This window comes from Pseudoalteromonas sp. GB56 (assembly GCF_054923835.1).
Genome location: NZ_JBPCHK010000003.1, coordinates 326,357 through 348,030 on the forward strand (window position 1 = coordinate 326,357; position 21,674 = coordinate 348,030).

The 21,674-nt window shown below is 43.4% G+C and carries 14 protein-coding genes, 3 tRNA genes and 1 pseudogene; 6 read left to right on the plus strand and 12 right to left on the minus strand.

Translation table 11 applies throughout. The features are described 5' to 3' along the window. Nucleotides 1–51 precede the first annotated feature (51 nt). The gene (locus tag ACH19P_RS16840) at nt 52–978 is read left to right on the plus strand and encodes a cation diffusion facilitator family transporter (protein ID WP_462159763.1); all 927 of its coding nucleotides are present in this window, start codon (nt 52–54) and stop codon (nt 976–978) included. A gap of 30 nt (nt 979–1,008) precedes the next feature. On the opposite strand, the gene ACH19P_RS16845 is transcribed toward ACH19P_RS16840, so the two are convergent. After that, the gene (locus ACH19P_RS16845; RefSeq protein WP_462159764.1) at nt 1,009–5,568 is read right to left on the minus strand and encodes an EAL domain-containing protein; all 4,560 of its coding nucleotides are present in this window, start codon (nt 5,566–5,568) and stop codon (nt 1,009–1,011) included. 195 nt (nt 5,569–5,763) lie between these two features. Here ACH19P_RS16845 and ACH19P_RS16850 point away from each other — a divergent pair, with 195 nt between their 5' ends. Continuing rightward, nucleotides 5,764–6,306 (plus strand): isochorismatase family protein, encoded by a 543-nt coding sequence (locus ACH19P_RS16850; protein WP_462159765.1) that lies wholly within the window; start codon nt 5,764–5,766, stop codon nt 6,304–6,306. Between the two features lie 15 nt (nt 6,307–6,321). Here ACH19P_RS16850 and ACH19P_RS16855 read toward each other — a convergent pair whose 3' ends face one another. Then, nucleotides 6,322–7,023: a TorF family putative porin gene (locus ACH19P_RS16855; RefSeq protein WP_462159766.1), complete on the minus strand. Its 702-nt coding sequence runs from the start codon at nt 7,021–7,023 to the stop codon at nt 6,322–6,324. 319 nt (nt 7,024–7,342) lie between these two features. On the opposite strand from ACH19P_RS16855, the gene ACH19P_RS16860 reads away from it, so the two are divergent. Beyond that, nucleotides 7,343–7,537, plus strand: a complete 195-nt coding sequence (locus tag ACH19P_RS16860) for a (2Fe-2S)-binding protein (RefSeq protein WP_462159767.1) — start codon at nt 7,343–7,345, stop codon at nt 7,535–7,537. A 100-nt stretch (nt 7,538–7,637) separates the two neighbouring features. Next, complete coding sequence (locus ACH19P_RS16865) at nt 7,638–9,191, plus strand: phospholipase D-like domain-containing protein (RefSeq protein WP_462159768.1); 1,554 nt, start codon at nt 7,638–7,640, stop codon at nt 9,189–9,191. A 51-nt stretch (nt 9,192–9,242) separates the two neighbouring features. On the opposite strand, the gene bfr (ACH19P_RS16870) is transcribed toward ACH19P_RS16865, so the two are convergent. The 7 genes from bfr (ACH19P_RS16870) to ACH19P_RS16900 form a co-directional block, all read right to left on the minus strand. Then, nucleotides 9,243–9,707 (minus strand): bacterioferritin, encoded by a 465-nt coding sequence (gene bfr / locus ACH19P_RS16870; RefSeq protein ID WP_462159769.1) that lies wholly within the window; start codon nt 9,705–9,707, stop codon nt 9,243–9,245. Beyond that, on the minus strand, nt 9,704–10,192 hold the full coding sequence (gene bfr / locus ACH19P_RS16875; RefSeq protein ID WP_462159770.1) for a bacterioferritin: 489 nt from the start codon (nt 10,190–10,192) through the stop codon (nt 9,704–9,706). Before bfr (ACH19P_RS16875) ends, bfr (ACH19P_RS16870) begins: the two co-directional genes overlap by 4 nt. Before the next feature lie 184 nt (nt 10,193–10,376). Continuing rightward, the gene (locus ACH19P_RS16880) at nt 10,377–12,491 is read right to left on the minus strand and encodes a TonB-dependent receptor (RefSeq protein ID WP_462159771.1); all 2,115 of its coding nucleotides are present in this window, start codon (nt 12,489–12,491) and stop codon (nt 10,377–10,379) included. Nucleotides 12,492–12,640: 149 nt separating this feature from the next. Further along, nucleotides 12,641–14,587: an EAL domain-containing protein gene (locus tag ACH19P_RS16885; RefSeq protein ID WP_462159772.1), complete on the minus strand. Its 1,947-nt coding sequence runs from the start codon at nt 14,585–14,587 to the stop codon at nt 12,641–12,643. A gap of 348 nt (nt 14,588–14,935) precedes the next feature. Further along, a tRNA-Asn gene (locus tag ACH19P_RS16890) sits at nt 14,936–15,012 on the minus strand. Nucleotides 15,013–15,031: 19 nt separating this feature from the next. Then, nucleotides 15,032–15,108 (minus strand) — tRNA-Asn (locus ACH19P_RS16895). Between the two features lie 24 nt (nt 15,109–15,132). Further along, a tRNA-Asn gene (locus ACH19P_RS16900) sits at nt 15,133–15,209 on the minus strand. Between the two features lie 721 nt (nt 15,210–15,930). Here ACH19P_RS16900 and ACH19P_RS16905 point away from each other — a divergent pair. Both ACH19P_RS16905 and uvrB read left to right on the plus strand, forming a co-directional pair. Continuing rightward, nucleotides 15,931–17,291: pseudogene (locus ACH19P_RS16905) on the plus strand (MATE family efflux transporter). After that, complete coding sequence (gene uvrB / locus ACH19P_RS16910) at nt 17,291–19,294, plus strand: excinuclease ABC subunit UvrB (protein ID WP_462159773.1); 2,004 nt, start codon at nt 17,291–17,293, stop codon at nt 19,292–19,294. The pseudogene ACH19P_RS16905 and the gene uvrB overlap by 1 nt, the downstream one beginning before the upstream one ends. 1 nt (nt 19,295) lies before the next feature. Here the strand turns inward: uvrB and ACH19P_RS16915 are convergent, their stop codons facing one another. The 3 genes from ACH19P_RS16915 to queC all read right to left on the minus strand — a co-directional run bounded on the left by ACH19P_RS16915 (nt 19,296) and on the right by queC (nt 21,664). Further along, the gene (locus tag ACH19P_RS16915) at nt 19,296–20,642 is read right to left on the minus strand and encodes a diguanylate cyclase domain-containing protein (protein ID WP_462159775.1); all 1,347 of its coding nucleotides are present in this window, start codon (nt 20,640–20,642) and stop codon (nt 19,296–19,298) included. A 25-nt stretch (nt 20,643–20,667) separates the two neighbouring features. Next, nucleotides 20,668–20,910: a hypothetical protein gene (locus tag ACH19P_RS16920; RefSeq protein WP_462159777.1), complete on the minus strand. Its 243-nt coding sequence runs from the start codon at nt 20,908–20,910 to the stop codon at nt 20,668–20,670. 94 nt (nt 20,911–21,004) lie between these two features. After that, nucleotides 21,005–21,664, minus strand: coding sequence for a 7-cyano-7-deazaguanine synthase QueC (queC, locus tag ACH19P_RS16925; protein WP_462159779.1), 660 nt, complete (start codon nt 21,662–21,664; stop codon nt 21,005–21,007). Nucleotides 21,665–21,674: the final 10 nt, after the last annotated feature.

The following is a 21,674-nucleotide window of genomic DNA, read 5'->3' on the forward strand; positions in this document are numbered from 1 at the left end:
CAGAGTAGAATTGTAACTATATATCATTTCTTTTTCGGCCTATTAGCATTCATGACTGACATCACCACACACCAAGCATCACGTCGACGCCTGCTCATCGCTCTTGCGATAACGTGTAGTTTTATGGTGATCCAGTTAGTCGGGGCTTATTTTGCCAACTCGCTGGCGGTGTTCGCTGACGCCGGTCATCTTTTCGTTCACAACAGTTCATTGTTTATCGCTATTCTTGCGTCATCAATTGCTATCCATTTGGCGCGCAATTTCAATGAGGGGTATAACAAGGCCGAATTACTAGGTGGTTTAGTTAACGGCGGCTTGTATTTGGCGATCAGCTTGACCATCTTGTCTGTGGGCTCGCAGCGTTACATCGACATTCATCATGGTCATGAGCAAGATGGCGTGAATACGCAAATTATGGCGCTTGTTTCCATGCTTGGTTTTCTATTCCATGGTGCAGCGGCATGGGTGTTGTATAAAGGCCGTAAAGACAGTATTAACGTCTATGCAGTATTTTTGCATACCTTCTTTGATCTTCTGTCGACGGTAACAACCTTGTTGGCCAGCGTGATTATCGCCTACACAGGTTGGCAACAAATCGACGTTATTTTCAGTATGTTGATTTCAGTGTTCGTACTTTTTACAGGCTTGCGCCTTATTTTCCAATGTGTGCAACGCCTACGCTCTGGCAACGACGCTTTACCTAAAGCTACAAAAGTTGAAAAGGCGCTGGCGCAATTAGAGCATGTCGCCAGTGTTCATAACGTTACTGTGTCAATGGTAGACAATTCCCCAGCAGTGGGTGCGCACCTCGTGTTGAAGCACCAATGTACCATTGAAGCACATGATGAGGCGCTTAGAAATGTCGCACAGAGCATGCTTAAACAACGCTTTAAGATCTCTCACAGTGTGTTGCAAATTGAAGCGAATACCCACGATCATAACCATCAGCATTGCTCAAATGCCTCAGCGAGCGTTTAATCAACGCTCTTTGCTCCAATCAAGTACGCTTTAAACACTCTTCATTTTATCTAATGTCTGCTCAATATATTCTTTTGAAGCAAGCGTCATAGCATCGGTTGGTTTGGCGAAAAAGAAACCTTGTAAATGATGGCAGCCGAGCTTATTAAGGAAGAATATTTGCTCACGCGTTTCTACACCTTCGGCTATACAATACAAGCCTAGGCTATTCGATAAGTTGAGTATCGTGCGAATGATGGCCTCATTGGTTGGGTTTACACCAATTTGGCGGACAAAACTTTGGTCAATCTTAATCACATCAATAGGGAATTGATTTAAATAAGTCAGTGATGAATACCCGGTCCCAAAGTCATCTAAAAACAGCTTAAGCCCAGCCGCGCGCAGTTTATTAAGTTGCTCAGCCGCTTTTGCTTTATCATCGAGTAGGGTGTTTTCAGTGATCTCTAAACGCAATTGGCTGGGGCGTACATTATGCATCGCCAGAATATCAATAAATCGCTCCGTCAGGTTCGATTTTAATATATGAATCGGTGACAAATTGACGGACAAATAAAAGTCATCATAGCTTTCAAACCATTGCTGTAATTCTCTGAGTGCACGATGCAGTGCTTGCTCTGTAATGGCATCAATTAAGCCGATTTCTTCGGCTACTGGGATAAACTCTCCAGGAGAGATAAACTTGCCTTCACTTTGCCAACGCAATAACAGCTCAACGCCTACAATACGCTTTTGATGAATGTGCACGATCGGTTGATAGTGATTGATAAGCAGTTCATCACGGTAGGCATCTTGCAACGCATTTTCCAACATAAGCTTGTGGGTAATGCGATTGTTCATTTGTTCAGTAAAGAATTTATAGCCGTTTCGTCCCGCATTTTTAGCGTATATCATCGCCATATCTGCGTTACGAATGAGGTCTTCTGCATTATCAGCGTCAAATGGTGACAAGGCGATACCGATGCTGACAGAAATGTTGATAGTGATGTTGCCAATTTTTATCGGTTTCTCAAGTGTTTTAGCTAAATGTTCAGATAATTCACTCAATGCCTGCGGTGATTGCACCCGTTCGATTAACAACAAGAATTCATCACCGCTTTGGCGCGCGAGTAAGGAGTGCTCGTCGAGCTCCTCACTGATTCGTTCACAAATACAGCACAGTACTTGGTCACCCACGGCATGACCGAAGGAGTCATTAACCGGTTTAAACTTATCAAGGTCGATAAACAACAGCGCTAAAAGTTGCGCATTTTCTTTAGCGTATTCTATTGCTTGCGATATTTTTCCACGCATCATCGAGCGATTTGGAAGACCCGTTAACGGATCGTAATTTGCCAAATAACGTAATTCATCCTCAGCGCGTTTTTGCTCTGTTAAGTCGGTAATAACGATGACGTAATAACTGATTTCATCGGTATTGTCTTGCTTGTCTCGGCATACAGCGGTAACGCTTATTTGCACAGGATGCTTTTTATCATACTGGGTGCGGATCTGCTCTTCTAAGCGCCAGTTCTCTCCCGCTTTTAGGCGGCTGATGACCTTCATATAGCGGTTAAATTTTTCTTTTCCAAGCGCACGGACGAAAGGTTGTACTTTGATTTCTTCAGCATCAGTGGTGGTGAAAGCGCGTTGAAAACTTTCATTTGCAGAGAATGGCGCAAGATTTTCATCGAGTATGAGTAACCAATCACTGATTTGGCTTATTGCTTCACCCAATACAGTAGCTTGTTGGGCTGATGCTCTGGCTTCGGTGATATTGGTGTAGATCCCTGACACTTCTTTAGCATGACCGAAACTATCAAATTCAGTGATTTTTCCCACTTCATGGTACCAATGCCAAGTGCCGAGATTATGACTTAACCGATAGGTGAAATCCCAGGTCGCGTCTTCACCTTGATTTAAAAATCGCTTCCAATTAAGACGGTATCTATCAATGTCATGAGGGTGAATGTATTCCAAGTACTGTTCAAATGAACAATTGTCGTTCTTTTTACTGTAGCCAAGTTCTGCAGCTAAACGCTTTTGCACAAATGAGCGCTCACTCACACTATAATGCCATGTACCACTGTCATTACTTTGTAGCGCTAGTTCAGTTTGCTGTTGCGATGCCAGCAATTGATTGTGTGCCAATTGTGCTTTGGTTTGTGCCCTACGCAACCAAAATATCCAACCACCGATAATTACAATCCCCATCACGATATAAAAGGTAATTGCGGCAGGGGAGCGCCAAGGTGCGTATTTTGCAACGATGGCCAAATGTAATGTGCGGGACCAATTGCCAGATACTGGATCGTAAGCACTGATACTCAGTTGATGATGCCCGGGGTTTAGTTTGGCGAACTGTAAGGTGTTGTCTTTGTAATTTGGGTATTTAAATTCGCTAGCACCACTGAGTGCAATTTTATAGCGCACTTGGTCTCGATGAATAAAATCAAAGCTAGAAAAGGAAATGGTTAAGCCTAGGTCGTCGTATTCAAGCTCTAGTGGACTGCTGGCATAACTAACGGGGGTGTAGCTTAGTGGTCTAGACAGCAAAGACACATTCGTTATTTGCGGGGCAGGGGCGATGTAATGATTGGTACTGGTTATAAAGTCGGCAGGGTCGACGATTATCAAGCCCTTTACGGTACCAAACGCCAGCTCGCCAGAAGATAAGTTTAGCGCAGAAAAACTGTTGAACTCAGCGGCGCTCAGGCCATCTTTTACACTAAAGTGGCGCAAATGTTCGGTGTTTATATTATAGCGATAGAGGCCATTGTTGGAACCAAACCAAAGAAAGCCAAAGTTATCGAGAATTGGCATGTATACGTTGGTGTTTAACAATCCATCTTCAACATTAATGGTGTCGCGAATTTCAAGCGTCTCTAAGTCGAGGGCAACCAGGCCCTCACCGTCAATACTAATCCACAGGCTGTTATTTTGATCCAGTACCCACGAGTCGATAAAGTTAAATGACAGTGAGCTTGAACCCTTCGATTGATATATGACTTTTGTGGTGTCGTTGTCTACATCAAAGCGGTATAACGCGCCATTGTAACTAAGCAAAGGATCATCTTTATGTGTAGGTATAGGCGCGAGAAAGTGAGATGCGTTCTCAGCAGGAAGCTGTTGGCTTAGTGCGTCTAATAATTCTACGGTATTGCTGTCTGGACGATAACGGTAGTATCCACTTTCAGATATAAAATACGCATCACCATTGGGTAATTGTTGTAGTCCCCAAAAAATTGCGTCTTTATTTAGCTGAGGCGGCAGCGCTGCTTCTTTGATAGGGTTGCTGATTTCACCCGTTTGGGTGTTGAGTAACTGCGTACCTATACGGGTATCAAGCCACAGTGCATCTTCTTCGTGCACCGCTGCACTCACTCGGTAAATAGCTTCTTGATCCATGGCTATTTTATCATCTTCGGATGATAGATAGGTGGCACCTGAACCATCTGCGTTAATCCGGTTTACACCATTGCCACTGCCAACCCATAACGTACCATCAGTTTGCTCGTACATTCCCCAAGCAGCGGCGCCATGTTCAAACTGCGAGGTTATTAGCTCAAGTTGTTTGAAGCGCATGGCTAATGGTGACCACGCAAACGCGCCTTGGGCCCTAGAGCCTAACCACAACATACCACTTTTGTCACGAAACATACTCATGATTGTGTTGTCTTGCACGGGGTAGCGAGAATCACTAAATTGAACCAAAACTCGGGTCTTTTTGGTCAAACGGTCAAACTCAAGTAGGCCTTCTTCTGTCGCTACAAAGTCTATAAGTCCATAGCGCTGCAAAGACCAAATATTTTTGTTGGCTATGAGCGTTTTTATCCGTGGTTCTTTGTCGTTGAGGTCATTGCTATACAGCCCTTCTACTGTGCCAACCAGTAAGGTGTACTCACTATCAAATTGTAGAAATTTAACATTTCGTTGGTCACTTGAAGGTTTTTCGCTAGGAGTATGTTTTAGTAAATCAAGTTCACCGGTTGCGAAGCTGTATTTGAACAAGCCGTCGGAAGATCCAATGTAGAGCGCATCATCGCTGGGTAATATCACCCTTACCATTTGTGATGACTTATCTAAACTGATCACCTTGTTGAGGGATTCTGTGCGCAAGTTGTAGCTATAAACAAAGCTATTAATTGCCAGCCAAACTAAGTCTGAGTCATTATTATCTTGGGCGATATGCCATACCGCAGCGTAACTGGCACCAAGTTCAGACTCGGTATTGGTCAACAGCAGCTTTGAAGTAAGTGTCGCTGGGTCGACAAGATACAGACCTTTCAATTCTGCAGAAACGAGAAAATGGCCGTTGTTTAGCCTAGTTATATTGATGATGTTATCTGTGCTCAAAGGAGTGTCTGAGTTTTCGAACAAACTCAGGTTGTAACCATCGTAACGGTTTAATCCGCGTTGTGTACCGAACCACAAGTATCCGAACTCATCTTGAGCAATAGTGTTAATGGTTCCTTGACTCAGCCCTTCTTCAGTTGACAGGCGCTGCAGCTGATAGCCGTAGTTGGCTGTACTTGGCAAAGCATTAAGAGGACTAGCGGGTAGCATTAAAAAGAACAACAACGCACAAAGCACGATCTTTATATACCGACGCAACTTTCGACTCCAATTGAACGATGAAACCGATTCAACAGCCTGATTCCCTTGACTGAATGGGTCTATCAACACAGAATTAACAAATATGTTATAAATCTAGCATAGAAGTACAGATTGTCACTATATCTTTATAATTTTACTTAAAAAAAACTGTAAACATAAGTGGTACAATTGTGCCGTTGTTAAGGAGGACGTATGCCAGATGTGGAGCACTGTAATAGCCCAGTTTTTGTCGTCATAGACATGCAAATGAGACTCGCTCCAGCGATGAAAAACTATGCGCAAGTCCGTGGTGTTGTTGCCAAACTGACACAAGCGGCCCAATTACTCGATATTAAACATGTAATTACTGAGCAAAATCCAAAAGGACTAGGGCGTACTGATCCAAGCTTACTTAGTACAAAAGCAGATGTTGTTGAAAAGAGCACGTTTAGCGCGGCTCAGAATGAATCGTTTTTAAACTCACTCGCTGTTAGTGATCGATGTCAGATATATCTATGCGGTATGGAAAGTCATGTGTGTGTTTATCATACTGCCAATGAACTACAACGCGTGGGTTATCAAGTAACCGTCATTGCTGATGCTGTATGCTCTCGTGAAGAAGACAACAAGCAGCTGGCTTTGAACCAGCTGAGGGCCAATGGCGTGCAGGTGTGTACGAGTGAGACGGTGATGTTCTCTTGGCTTAACAGCTGTGAACATCCCCAATTTAAGGAAATATTAGCACTTATAAGATAAGTGCTAATACTCTGACTAAAATGAAAATGTTCTACTAACTAATAGAACAAGGCGCTCATCCGCGTATTGACTGTCTATATCGGTATCTTCTGCCGCGAGTTCAAAGTCAAATCCCGCAATCGATGTTTGATAGGCCAAGCGGTAGTGGTAATAGGACTTATGGTTGTCCTGCCACATGAACTTGTTACCATCCAAGGAATTTGATGAATCGATACTTGCTCGTATTGTGTGACCCTCTGCAATATCAAAACTATGGGCGAGCATGGTGATGATATGACCCGCATCCGTACCAGCGTAATCCCATGAATACCAAATATTAGCCTCACTCACTCCTAAAGAGGATTGATATGCAAATTTAGTGTAGGCTTCTGGGTAGTCAGTATCACTCGAGTATGAGGCGCCGTGATATGTGTAATAAGCAATGCCATAATCAACAGATAACGCATCGTTCAACTCACGATAGTTGCCTAAGTAAACATCAACTTCTAAGTCAGTGCCATCACCGAAATCAACATTAGACGCCCACGTTCCAACATACCAACCTCTATCATGGGCATAATCGATACTTCCTTGTAACGCAGGGTCGTTAAGGGTTTGACTCACACCATTAAAAGTATAATCGCTCGCACCCGTAATTGTGGTTGACCACTGCGCACAGCTGATGTGCGATGTGAGTAGTAGTGAGAGTGCGCTCAATGGATAAAGTACGTTTTTCATTTGTACTCCTAGTGAACAAGGTCAGTAAATGCGTGCCTTTTACGCAGAGTCTGGGTATTAGGTTCGCGCGCTAACACATACTGCTTAATAAAATGTGCCTATATAGCTAAAGCATAGTTCAATTTTTCTATTCAAAGTCCAGGTTGTTGAAAAATGTTGAACAAAAATAGATAGCTAGCTTTATGTTCATGTCAGAAGCGAATTTCACTGGTAACGAAAGGAAAGATTTGGCACACCACCGTATTCAAATTCTTATTGATAACTATTTTTGTTTAGATTAAAATCCTCGGCATAATCTAATTGAGAGTGGTTTTTATTCGTGTATATCTGTCTTTGTCATGGTGTGTCTGATAAGAAGATTGAGCAAGCGATCGATAACGGCGCGCGTTCTATGCGAGATTTAAGCTCGGAGCTTAAAGTGGGCTCTCAATGTGGTAAGTGTTGTAATTGCGCTAAAAAAATTCTTAACCAAAAACTTATCGACATTGTTGATGTGACAGAAGAAGTCGCTTAACTCTTAAATCCGTTTAACTTTTAATCAGTTAAATCCTTTTATATCTGTGCGTCTTTGTTATATTTTATAAACATGGATTACGGCAATCGGCCGAGGCAGCATGGATCAACACGTTTACTTTCGTTTCCTTTTTATCTTCTTCGTTTTAGGGTACCTTTTGGGGTGCACTTCTGTACCTGAATATGAGTCGGTGTCAGTGCAGGAGCCAAGCTATGCCTTATCAGTGGAGGATACCCAGTTGGTTGAAAAATTCTTCGACGATCAACCTGACCCAGACCTGTCAGGCTTTTATCCCCTAATAGATGGGTTAGATGCGTTTGCCGCCCGCATTGCTCTGATAGAGGCGGCAGATACATCAGTTGATATTCAATATTATTTATATCATCGCCAAGAAAGCGGCGCGCTATTGGCGGCCTATCTTCACAAAGCTGCAGACAGAGGCGTGCGTGTTCGAATCTTGCTCGACGATATGTCTCAAGCAGAATCAGAACAGGACTTGGCGGCCCTGGCTCTTCACAAAAATATTGAAGTCAGACTTTTTAACCCCTTGAGTCACCGTAATTTGCGGTTTTTAAGCTTTTTGACTGATTATCCTCGGGTCTCAAGACGGATGCATAACAAAACCTTTATCGTTGACAGCCAAGTGTTCATTACAGGTGGCCGAAACATAGGTAACGCCTATTTCTCTGGTGAAGACCATGCGCAGTTTGTGGACTTAGATGTACTTGGCATTGGCCCCATCGTCGAAAAGGCCGCGCATGCGTTTGACTTGTACTGGAATAACCCTTTAGCGGAGACGATTGAGGGTTTATATGGCGAAGGTGACGAGCGTCACTATAAGCAACTTACTGAAAATTTGCAGCGTTATAGCTCGAAGGACTATGGTCTAGACAGCCCTTATGTTAAGCGTTTAAAAGATTCTGATATTGTAGCCCAACTGCGCCAAGGAAAATTGAACTTGGATTGGTCACAGGGATACTTGTACGTCGATGATCCGAATAAGTTAATAACAGATAGCCGCGACACAACCACGCATATGGCACCAAAAATGCTCACTGCGATGGGAACACCTAAAGAGTCAGCGGTTATTGTTTCACCCTACTTTATTCCTCGTAAAAGCGGCGTCGATCTTATCAAGCGTTGGCGAGATAAGGGAGTGGATGTAACGATTTTAACCAATTCTTTGTCTGCAACGGATGTACCTGTCGTTCATGCTGGTTATTCTAATTATCGTAAAGAATTACTGGAAATGGGTGTAAACGTATGGGAATTAAAGCGTAACTTTGAGGACACTGATGAACCTTTAAAGATTAAGAGTTTCGGTGGTTCTTCCACAGCCAGTTTACACGCCAAAACAATGGCATTTGACGATGACCGCATTTTTATTGGCTCGTTGAACTTGGACCCACGTTCATTTAATTTGAATACCGAACAAGGTGTGGTGATGGAATCTCATCGCTTCAACAAAATGCTACGTGATTGGGTTAAAGACAACATGCCTGATTTCGCTTGGCGAGTGACACTCGATGAAAATGGGGATTTGCAGTGGCAAGATACCAGTGGCACGGTTTTGCATGATGAACCTGAAACTACTGGATGGCAGCGCTTCACAGTATGGTTTATGTCAATTTTGCCCATAGAAAAAGCATTGTAATCAGCGCATAAAAAAAGCCGCATAATCTGCGGCTTTTTTATAATGCAGGGACTACATTTGTGACTGCAGATAATTTTCTATGCCGGTCACTTTAATTAGATGTTGTTGCGTTTCAAGCCAGTCGATTTGCTCTTCCTGTTCATGTTGAATAGCATCGAGTGCTTCGCGACTAATATAGTCTAAACGGTCCTCTGACAGCTTTATAGCTGCTTGTAAATCTTTAAGAGACTCAGTTTCAAAATGCATGTTGGCAGCTATCATCTCTTCTGGGTCTTCACCTATGCGCAGTCGGCCTAAATCTTGTAGATTAGGTAAACCTTCTAAAAATAAGATGCGTTCGATTAGACGATCTGCATTCTTCATCTTTTGGATAGACACTTTGTAATCTGCTTTGTCTAATTTTGAAAATCCAAAATCTTTAAACATACGTGCGTGCAGAAAATATTGATTAATACCAACAAGCTCATTCGCAAGTACCTTATTCAATGCGCTTATGACGTCTTTATCACCTTTCATGACGGCACCTCAGACTCACCCATTTGCGATTGTAGATAATTTTGAATACCAATTTTTTCAATCAGACCTAACTGTTGCTCAAGCCAATAAACATGGTCTTCTTCCGTGTCAAAAAGCAGTTTTTCCAATACTTCACGAGATTGATAATCTTGTTCTTCTTCACAGATTTTGATGGTTTCTTTAACGCTTTGGACTACTTCAAGTTCTAGGATTAAATCGTTCGCCATCATTTCTTTTACATCTTTACCTACCAACAAATCACGACGTTTTGTCATGTTAGGTACGCCCTCAAGAAATAAAATGCGCTTGATTAGCCAGTCTGCGTGTTCGGTTTCTTCTTCACGTTCATGCTCTAATCGCACGTATAATTTGTTTAATCCCCAATCTTCGTACATGCGAGAGTGGATAAAATATTGGTCGATTGCAGCCAGCTCATTTGCGAGTAATTTATTCAGGCTGTCTATAACTCGTTGTTTACCTTGCATTTGCTACGGCCTCGTAGTTATGTGATGCCACAATTCTAGTTTATTTCCTTCATAAATCAATTATTTTCTTAAAAATCAGCCAGTTACAATTGTGACTTATTCGCATTCCAATTAAGATTTATGTCTACTTTTAAGTAAAAAATGCCCACATTCGTATGCAACGTGGGCAGGTATTATTGAAGACTTAAAATTGGTAATTAATACCAGCAGTTATGGTTGTGCCAAGACCTTTTATGTTGTAACCGCCATAGGTATATGCCTGTGCTCGGGCAGGGTAGTAGTCGCGATTTAATAGGTTCTCGATACCGAGGTAACCTTTAAGTTGATCATTAAAGCGATGTTGGCCACTCATATTCAATACGAGGTAATCGTCAATAGGCGCTTGATCGCCCACATAATTGCCAGCCTCATCGGCGTCAAATCGCTTTCTATCACCTACATACAAGGCTGACAGGCTCAACGATGTTTTTTGAGTAGGCTGCCATTGGACGTTAGCCGTTGCTTTTGGTGGACTGATTTGGCGCGCGCCTAAGTAGATATCATCTTCTGTATTTTTACCTTCTACATAGGCATACGTTAATGTTGTACGCCACGCCTCATTAAAGCGGTAGTCAGCCAGCAATTCATATCCCCAAATCTCTTGAGGTGCACGCACTGGCATATAGACTCCAGTGGTCTGGTCAAATGAATTCGTTGTGCCAAGCTCTGATGTGCTGCGATACAAAGAGCCTTCAACGCGTAACTTGTCAATCACAGATGTGAAGCCAACTTCATAGTTATCTATCACCGATGCTTGCGTATGAATGAGCGCAATGTCATTGACGGTTGCAGTGCGCAATAGGCGGCCAATATCTGAAATATCAGCGCCTTGAGAGTAACTAACAAATGGACTAAATGCTTCATAGGCATTGTACTTCAGACCGATGTTGTACGTCGTGGCGGTGTAGTTGAGGGTATCGCCACGTACATCTATTGGCACAGAGCACTGGGTTTCGCTGCGACAAAGCTCTAACGTACGATAATCGTCGACTTTCAAATCAATGTCTTCGTGGCGTACACCCGCTTTGAGCACGTAATGGTCATTGAAGACCCATTTACTTTGTAAGAATCCAGCAAAATTACTCATGTCCATTTCTGGTACCCATACTCGCCCGTCTACTAAAGGCTGTGACGTGACATCGTTGAGGATATCAACCCCGTAAATAAGCGTCGCTTCAGCGCTTTTAACATCGAAGAGGGTATTGAAGGTCGCTCTAAGACCTTTCTTCTCGGAAGCAATGATCGATTGCCCTCCATCGTAACCTTCTGTGGGGTTAGCTAGATTAGGAGAGAAAAAGAATACGTTTTCGATGTCTTGAGCGTAAACATCGAGTGTCAGTGCCGTCATTTTGAATACTTCACTGTCGGTGTACTTGAGCATGATATTGGTATTACCGCTTGGGCCTTGCGGTAGACCTTGTTTCTGTTGCTCTTTTGGCACGTGTATCGCGTAGGACTTCTCACCCGTGTTAACGTTGCCGAATACATCCGCCAAGTCTGTTTTTTGCTGTGATTTATAGTAGTTATACGTCAGTGACAGTGACTTTTCATTGTCGAAGTCATAACCCAGTTTGGTGAAGTAGTTTTGTGTCTCTACATCGCTCAGGCCGTATTGCAAACCTAAAATATCGCCCTCGGCGTCCCGTTGAACACCATTTTCTTCAACACTGACAGTGGCGAGGTAAGAGAATTTCTCCTGACGACCGTTGATTGACACCTCTAATCTTCCACCCATTGATTCATCCGCCTTAACAGCACTGAATCGGCTTGAGGCGTCAACCGACACTGTTGCACCATTGCCTGTGTGTGGTTTTTTTGTGATGTAATTGATAACACCACCTGCTGCACCATTACCAAAAACGGAAGTGGCACCTTTAATTACTTCGATACGTTCTATGACGCTAGGATCAAGTGTACGAATACCCAACGAGCCGTTACGTAAAGGCGTAGACTGAGGCACGCCATCAATCATTACCAATGGGGCGCGGCCACGCAGGGTTTGGCCTGTGTTACTTGAGCTGTTGGTACTTGGTGCCATACCTGGAACCAGCACTTCTAACAGATTTTGTAGTTCTGGACTTACTTTTAATTGTGCTTCAATTTGTTCACGAGTAATAACGGTAACTGATGCGGGAACTTCATCAATATTCTCGACAACACGGCTGCCAGTGACGATTATTCGTTCTAAGTCCTCAGTCGGCTGTTGAGCATACACAGAAGCGCTAAGCGCGAGAGTTAGTAAAGAAAGGGGAAAACGCACAACAAATTCCTTGATATTGATATTTTTGCGAATAGTAATGCAAATCAATCTCAATAACAAGTTTTTTATGGTGTCGAAAATGAAGCCATTAAATTGAATTTTAAGCAAAAAAATAGGAGGGAACTCCCTCCTATTATAGAATTTTTATTCTACAGCTCTCTGGGTTTTTCTATGTAATACCCTTGAGCGCCATCAAGACACAGAACTTCGATGATATGTTTTTCTTCTTGGCTTTCAACGCCTTCAGCAAACACTCGAACCCCGATTCTATGCGCTAAATCGACCATTAAGCGCATGAAATACTGGTTGTTCTTGTCATCTTCAAGACCGCGTGTGTAGCTCGCATCCATCTTAATGTAATCGGGTTTAAGCTCTCTAAAGAATTTAAACGAGGTCAGACCCACTCCAAATTTCTCAACGGTGATTCGTGCACCACAGCGATGAAGCATGGAAATGAAACGCTTACTCGCGATAATGTTTTGTTGCAGTCCCAATTCTGATATTTCAAATACCAATCGTGACGCGAATTCACCCTCTTTAAGTAAACGACGCTCTAGCCAGATTAAAAACTTATCGTCATGGGCACTGGCAGCCGATACATTCACCCCGAAGTACTGAGCGTTTAAGTTCTTACTCTTAATTGCTCTGAGTGAGTGCTCAATGATCATCTGGTCAAGCTCGATAGACTTACCGAGTTGATCTGCCATCGCCATAAATGAAGATGTGGGCAAGATATGCTCTTCGTTGTCTCTAAAGCGAGCCTGAATTTCAGAGTAGGCGACATTGCTTTTGCCTAACGGCATAATGGCTTGAATCACAAGTTCAACGGATTGTTTTTCAATCAAGTCGTTGATCATTTTGCGCCAGTTTTGAGTTCCTTGCACTGAGCTCTCACTCACGTCTTCAGGTCGTTGAATATGCCAAGCGTTTGCTTGCTTGCTTTGTGCAATATTCATCGCTACATCTACGTTAGCGAGTAGTTCACCAAGAGGCTTGTGTTGCTCGTAAGGAACGATACCTGTGTAAGCTACGGATGGTAGTTCATGTACTTTTTGGTATTGATTCAGTTTGGCCTGAACAGAGGATGCAAAGCGCTCAGCTTCTTTTGGGGGAATATTGGGTAGTACCACCGCAAAGTCAGAGCTATTTAACCTAAACACATGACTACCCGCGTAATTGCTAACGGCGCCGGAGAGCATCTCTGCGATACTACGAATATACTCATCACCTTGTTGGTATCCACTGGACTGGTTGATGTGTTGTAACTCAGTACCACGCACAAGCGCGATACACCCAAAGCAATCAGCTTCAGCATGTTCAATATGTCGCTCGTAGTACTCGACAAACATATTGCGATTACCCAACTCAGTCACTACATCTTTATATGCTTCTTTTTTGATCTCCACTGCCGAACTGGCAATGTTGTCCATCTGCCTGCCGAGGTGAGTATTTAATCGACTTAGGGCAGGGGAGATTTGGTTGGCAATTTTTAGCTTTTCTTTGTCATCAGCAAATGCATGGCTGAAATGATCAGGGAGGTCGTTACTAACAACAAACTGGTCAATGATTGCGGTGACTAAATCAGCTATGCGACGTCTATAACCACGATACGCGGTCTTTAGACTGGCGATTGGCACAAAACATATAAAGGTAATCACAAGAACGAAATAGATGAGTCCTTGCTCAAAAGCTTTTGCAACTTCACTTAAATCGGCAATGAATTCTATCCTCAGTTCGCCATTTTCACTGATTGCAAATTGGCTGCGAATGGACTCAAACTGGGACTGGGAAATTTGCGAAATCAAAGCATCTTCTGATTTCTTACTTTTGGTGGCGAGTACGTCGCCTTCACTACTGCGAACCCAAAGTTTTTGTATAGGCATTAACGCGATTAATTGATCGGCTATTACAGTTGCTCGCTCAGCTGCTTCGCCAGCAGTAATTTGAGCGTGCGTATCAAGATAGCGTTGCAGTTGAGCTTGCATATTATCCTGCTGTTGCGTACTAAATGCATGGAAAACCATGATATTAGCCACTATCCCCGCACACAGCGCCAACAGCCATAATGTAAATTGTAAGAGAGTGAACCGTTTCAAAGTTGCCTATCCTTTACTCTTCTAAGCAGTCAGCGATGTAGTATATCGTCACCGACCAATGCAATGAACTCGGAAACTACGCGAGTTTGTTTATACTTCTTAGTGTTTGAAGCGTTATCCGTAAAAATTCCCTGAATTCACAACGGCTTATCGTCATGAATCAAGTGCGCATTATTAACCAGCAGCATGAATATGACAATGCATTGATACAATTTGTTATAAAACAGGGGAATGAATTACATTTAGTATTGTGTTGAATCTAAACAGAAATATAGAAGAAGAGTAGTTCACTCACGGAGTGATGTCTAGGGAATAGGTGCTTTATTTAGATAGATTTAGGAGCGTAGTTGGCTCCCCCTCCCCGACTCGAACGGGGGACCTGCGGATTAACAGTCCGTCGCTCTAACCAACTGAGCTAAGGGGGAACAATTACGTCTTAGGAAGTGGCTCCCCCTCCCCGACTCGAACGGGGGACCTGCGGATTAACAGTCCGTCGCTCTAACCAACTGAGCTAAGGGGGAACAACCTAAGTGCTGAAAGATATTTGGCTCCCCCTCCCCGACTCGAACGGGGGACCTGCGGATTAACAGTCCGTCGCTCTAACCAACTGAGCTAAGGGGGAAGCGCCTGTCTCTCAACGGGGCGAAATATTAATGACGACACCCCTTAGTGTCAACTAATAAAACTCGCAAAAATAAAAAAAACAGCTCGTTCGCCGTTTTTTCACTCAAATTGATTGTAAAGCAAGCGAAATTCTTAACTTTATTGGGTATGCACATATAATCACGCAAGCTAAACGCTGTATTTTTGTACGTCTTGCCTAACTATCAAGTACTTAATCAGATTTAAATGATGAGTAATTTGCATGTAGTTTGCTTAGGCGTCGGAGTTGATAGTGCATTACTTTTTTCTGATATTGTGTAATCCCTTATATTTAAAGGGCTCGGTTAACTTATCCACGAAATCTGTGGATAACTCTGTTTATGAATGTTGAGAATGCAGAGAAATCAGGCTCCGACAAGCGGTTAAGCATAATGCAAGGGGTTCTGTGTAAAATATATTTTCAATAAAAAACAAGTGGTTACGTGTTTATTCTTAAAAGTTACTAAAGAAATGTTTTTTATAATGTGTTTGCCCACAGGATTTTTTCTGCTGTGCAAAAATAAAGCACTATTCAACAAGTGTGTTTCAAAGGTGTAAATTAATTGTTTTTTGAGTGCTTTCACCTTGAAAAATTATCCAAATACGAGAAATGAACATTTTTTATGCGCCAATTAACCATGGAAGGGGATGCACGGATGCTTTAGAATAGACCTTCACTCAAACAGCAAATAAGTGTTGTCATGGCAAAAGCCGAATCATCAATGATCCTCTCTGCTCCTATCGTGCCTACATTGCGCAAGATGACCATCCCCATGATCTTCGGTATGATTTTCTTAATGCTGTTTAATCTAGTCGACACCTTCTTCATCAGTATGCTAGGCACTGAGCCGTTGGCTGCAATTAGTTTTACGTTTCCAGTTACCTTTACCGTAATTAGCCTAGCCATAGGATTGGGTATTGGTACGTCAGCTGTTATTGCCACCGAATTGGGATCGGGGAGTCAGAGCCAAGCTCGTTTTCATGGAGGGGTCGCAATTGCGATGTCGGCAGTAATGGTAACTGCATTGTCAATTGTCGGCTTTATCTTCATTGATGAGATTTTTTTACTCTTGGGTGCACAGCCACATTTACTCGTGGTTATTCACGAATACATGGGCGTGTGGTTCTTAGCGAGTGTGTTGCTTGTTACTCCTATGATAGGTAACTCAGTGCTGAGAGCGAATGGCGACACAAAAACCCCAGTATAGTTATGGGCGCTTCAGGTCTAGTCAACGCAATACTTGACCCTATTTTGATTTTTGGATTTGGTCCAATCGAACCTATGGGGGTACAAGGTGCAGCCATTGCCAGTGCTATTTCTTGGATCATTGGTGTCGTGGCTATTTTGTATATATTAATAGTGCAACGCCAGCTCATCAGTTTGCGCTGCGCAAAACAGACTTACTCAAACGCTATCAGAAAGATTTTGAAAATCGGCCTGCCGGCTGCGGGGGCAAATATGTTGACTCCATTGGCAATGGCTGTGATGACTGCGATTGTTGCTCACTTTGGCGCGCCAGCGGTAGCCGCGTTCGGGGTAGGCAGCCGTATTGAGTCGATAGCGTCACTTGTGGTGTTGGCATTATCGATGACCTTGCCGCCTTTTATTAGCCAAAATTTCGGTGCAGGAAAAAAAGAGCGTGTGAAGGAGGCCTATCAGCAAACGCTCAAGTTTGTAATGATTTGGCAGTTCTTTATTTATTTAGTCCTAATAGCAGTGGCACCACTTATCGCAAATGCGTTTGCTGACGACGACAACGTCCGCGATTTAATTAAGCTGTTTATGTACATCCTGCCGCTTACTTATGGATTGCAAGGGGTGATTATTCTTACAAATTCATCTTTTAATGCTGTTCATAAACCAATGAACGCGTTGGCACTGAGCGTAATACGCTTGTTTGTATTTTATGTACCCATTGCCTATGTCGGCAGTTTGCTGGCTGACCTCGAAGGTTTATTTGTTGGTGCAGCCATTGGTAATCTGTTCACAGCAATCATTGCGTATTATTGGTTTTCGCAAGGGCTTAAGTGTACTGAGGTCGAACCTCAAGAGGCGACATAATGAAAGATGTGTTTGAATTAAAATCAAGTTATTCCCCAGCGGGTGATCAACCCACAGCGATTGCCCAATTGGTCGATGGCCTCGAGGCGGGCCTTGCTCACCAAACGCTCCTTGGAGCCACGGGGACGGGCAAAACGTTTACTATGGCGAATATCATCTCGACCTTAAACCGTCCTACTATCATCATGGCGCACAACAAGACCTTGGCCGCACAATTATACGGCGAGATGAAAGAGTTTTTCCCACATAACGCCGTGGAATATTTCGTTTCGTATTACGACTACTATCAACCAGAAGCCTATGTGGTTGCCAGCGACACCTTTATTGAAAAAGATGCCTCTATCAATGAACACATAGAGCAGATGCGCTTGTCAGCGACCAAAGCGTTGCTGGAGCGTCGTGATGTCGTGATTGTGGCATCGGTGTCAGCTATTTATGGTCTGGGTGACCCTGATTCTTACATGAAGATGATGCTGTTGCTTAAAGTCGGCGATACCGTAGACCAGCGTGACATGCTGCGCCGCCTCGCGGAGCTACAATATATACGCAATGATATTGACTTTAGCCGTGGTACTTATCGAGTGCGTGGAGAAGTTATCGACATTTTCCCTGCTGAATCTGATGATATCGCCGTGCGTGTAGAAATGTTTGACGATGAAATTGAACGATTAAGCTTGTTTGACCCATTGACTGGGCACGTAGAGAAAAATTTGGTTCGTGCCACTATCTATCCGAAAACACACTACGTGACGCCTCGGGAAAAAATCTTAGGTGCCATCGACAACATCAAAGTTGAACTCAAAGACCGTCGTCAGCAGTTGCTTGACGCCAATCGTTTAATAGAAGAGCAACGCGTGGCACAGCGCACCCAATACGATATTGAAATGATGCAAGAGCTTGGCTATTGCTCCGGTATCGAAAACTACAGCCGATACCTATCAGGACGAGCACCAGGCGAGCCACCGCCGACACTGCTCGATTACTTGCCTGATGACGCATTGATGATCATTGATGAATCCCATGTCACCGTGTCGCAAATTGGCGCTATGTACAAAGGTGACCGTTCACGTAAAGAAAACTTAGTTGAGTATGGATTCCGTTTGCCTTCAGCCATGGACAATCGCCCACTTAAATTTGAAGAGTTTGAGTCCATCATGCCACAAACGATTTATGTGTCGGCAACACCAGGTGACTACGAACTCAATAAATCAGCGGGCGAGGTGGCTGAACAGGTAATTCGCCCAACAGGTCTTGTTGACCCAGAAATAGAAGTTCGCCCAGTTAGCACGCAAGTTGATGATTTATTATCAGAAATATACAAGCGTGTGGACATTGACGAACGCGTACTGGTGACCACTTTAACTAAACGCATGGCGGAAGATTTGACCGATTACTTGGGCGATCATGATGTTAAAGTGCGCTACTTGCACAGCGATATAGATACAGTTGAGCGGATGGAGATAATTCGCGATTTGCGTGCGGGTGTGTTTGACGTATTGGTTGGAATCAACTTATTACGAGAAGGCTTGGACATGCCAGAGGTCTCTTTAGTCGCTATTTTGGATGCAGATAAGGAAGGCTTCTTGCGTTCGGCGCGCTCGCTTATCCAGACCATTGGTCGTGCAGCGCGACATATTAACGGTAAGGCTATTCTATACGGAGATGTAGTTACACGTTCCATGCGACAAGCAATTGATGAAACGAATCGACGTCGTGAAAAGCAAATTGCTCACAATGAAGCGCATGGCATAACACCGCAAGCGCTGAAAAAACGCATCACGGATGTGATGGACACAGGCGACTCACCGAAACAGACATCCAGTGCACGCAAAGCAACCGCGAAGCCTGCTAAGGCCAGCGCGATGAATGCAGAGCAATTGGCGAAAGAAATTTCTCGCTTAGAATCGCAAATGCATGAATTTGCCAGAGAACTGGAATTTGAAAAAGCGGCCAAAGTGCGAGATGAAGTACACGCTTTGCAGCAGCAACTGATTAATAGCTAGACTATTGTGTCGCGGCGGATTTTTGTCGCCGCTTATCCTCATACATGCGAGCATCCGCTTCGCTTAATAGGTTCTCCAAATCAAGTGTTAGCTCACTATTGCAGCTGTAACCAAAACTTAATGATGCATACACTTCATGACCTTTGAAGTGCAGTGGCGTTTGCGCCATATGTTCTCGGAGTTTTTCTACGATAGCGACCACTTGCTCCTCATCTTTTACTCGATGTAACAGGATCAAAAATTCGTCACCACCTAGTCGAGCGACTATATCTGTGTCTCTGAGTTGTTCATCTAATTCGTTCGCGACATGAACCAATAGAGCGTCACCCGTATCATGCCCATAGCTGTCGTTAACCGATTTAAAGTCATTTAAATCGATATTGATAATCGCAAAGTGTTTGGTCGATTTTGAGTCTTTAGTCAAAACTTGTAACCGTTGCATGATTGAGCGGCGGTTAGCCAAATGTGTCAGGTCGTCCTGTAATGAGGTGGCTTTAACCAAATAATAGGCGCGAGCCAAAGACAACACTGAAAAGTACAAAATTAGACTCACCGTAGCGCCTACCAGACGTATGGTATTGGCATGCGACAGTGCCCGTTCACTTTCTCCATACTTTGCAGCGAGGGCCCATTCGCCACTAGGGATTTGCACGCTAAGTACGGTGTCGGCGTACGTGAACGTTTCTTCTTTTCCGAAAAATAGCGGCCCATCTATTCCTTGGCCATCAATACCTTTCAAGGCATACGTAATATTGCCCTGTTGCTCCAGTTCAAGCAGTTGGTACAAGCTGTTTGCGTCCAGCACTACGCTTAATGTGCCCCAATAAGTCTCTGGGTTGGTTATTTCTGTGAACAATGGGTAACGAACGATCAACGCGGTGCCGCCTTGTACTAGTTCAAGCGGTCCTGCGATAAATACATTTTTAGATAGGCGTGCTTTTTCGACCGTTGCAAGTTGTTCCGCGTTCGTTCGGTAATCAAACCCAATCGCACGCTCATTACCTTCAAAAGGATGTACATACTGGATAACATTGTTGGGTGCCAGCGCAATATTTCGAACTAAGTTGGAGTTACCTGTCAGAGCGGAGGTAATGTTGTGCCAATTCTTAATGGTAAACTCTTTGTCTAGATTGGCAATAATGACGATACTGTTGGCAGCAAACACTTCTTGAAATACAGTCGTTTCGACTTTTGCACGCATCAGTGCGACTTGTTTTGCTAAATACTCTTGTTCTTCGGCAATTTCTTTTTGCTGATAAAGATTAGAGAAAAACTCGACGATAAAAATTGACGCACTGATATACAGTACACTCAAAACTAACAGCAGATGTTTTGACCTGATTTTCATTCGCGTCGCGCTTTCTTAGTTAGAGTTATAAATTACTAATTTCCTGCTCCACGCTAAACCCCTTGTCGGTGACGATGGCTTCTAACACCTGTACGCGTTCCGTTAATGCCATACATTGTTGTTGAAGAGACGAGAAGTTTTGTGTCGTTTGTGTTTGTTGGTTAGTGAGCTCCTGCAATTGTTGTGCATATTTACTGCGAGTATTCAGACTCACTAAACATACGACCACACAAACTAGAATGAGCAGCAATATCAGGTATATAAGCATATTATTAACTACTTTAGCAATTTAATATTAAGTATAACCACTAAATGTAGTTGAGCCACTGGACAAAGCCAATGGCACACAAAGGGGGGATTTCTTAGGATTCGTATGGAATTGGGTCGATGGCTTTATTTAATGCGAACGCTTCTAAACGCTCCTGACACGCACCGCATTTGCCACAGGCTTTTTCTCGTCCGTTGTAGCACGTCCAAGTGTTGCTATAGTCCAAACCCATCTTTAGTCCATCAGTAAGAATGTCAATTTTATTATTATCAAGGTAAGGGCAGACAATCTCTACTTCATCGTAATTAGCGATACGGCACACATCGTCCATTTTTTTAACGAATTCGGGGCGACAATCAGGGTAGATGGCATGGTCTCCTGAGTGTGCACCATAAAATACTTTCGACGCTTTTAATGAAACAGCATAACCCACGGCAAGAGAAAGCAAAATCATATTACGATTTGGCACAATCGTGCTCTTCATGCTCTCTTCTTCGTAATGGCCCTCTGGAACATCTATGTCGTCCGTTAAAGATGAACCACCGATCAGCTGATTGATTGCCGAGATATCGACAATTTTGTGATTAACGCCGAGGTCTTCACACACAGATTTAGCCACTTCGAGCTCTTTGACATGGCGCTGACCATAATTGAATGATAGAGCATAGACTTCGTGGCCTTGGCGAAGCGCTTTGTTCAGCACGGTAAATGAATCCATGCCACCTGAGTATATTACAACGACCTTTTCTGCCATTTATCTGTTA

Excerpts from the sequence above, each read along its gene's own strand:
- ACH19P_RS16840 (WP_462159763.1), top strand. The coding sequence starts at position 52 with ATGACTGACATCACCACACACCAAGCATCACGTCGACGCCTGCTCATC.
- ACH19P_RS16850 (WP_462159765.1), top strand. The coding sequence starts at position 5,764 with ATGCCAGATGTGGAGCACTGTAATAGCCCAGTTTTTGTCGTCATAGAC.
- ACH19P_RS16855 (WP_462159766.1), bottom strand. The coding sequence starts at position 7,023 with ATGAAAAACGTACTTTATCCATTGAGCGCACTCTCACTACTACTCACA.
- ACH19P_RS16865 (WP_462159768.1), top strand. The coding sequence starts at position 7,638 with ATGGATCAACACGTTTACTTTCGTTTCCTTTTTATCTTCTTCGTTTTA.
- bfr (WP_462159769.1), bottom strand. The coding sequence starts at position 9,707 with ATGAAAGGTGATAAAGACGTCATAAGCGCATTGAATAAGGTACTTGCG.
- bfr (WP_462159770.1), bottom strand. The coding sequence starts at position 10,192 with ATGCAAGGTAAACAACGAGTTATAGACAGCCTGAATAAATTACTCGCA.
- uvrB (WP_462159773.1), top strand. The coding sequence starts at position 17,291 with ATGAAAGATGTGTTTGAATTAAAATCAAGTTATTCCCCAGCGGGTGAT.
- ACH19P_RS16915 (WP_462159775.1), bottom strand. The coding sequence starts at position 20,642 with ATGAAAATCAGGTCAAAACATCTGCTGTTAGTTTTGAGTGTACTGTAT.
- ACH19P_RS16920 (WP_462159777.1), bottom strand. The coding sequence starts at position 20,910 with ATGCTTATATACCTGATATTGCTGCTCATTCTAGTTTGTGTGGTCGTA.
- queC (WP_462159779.1), bottom strand. The coding sequence starts at position 21,664 with ATGGCAGAAAAGGTCGTTGTAATATACTCAGGTGGCATGGATTCATTT.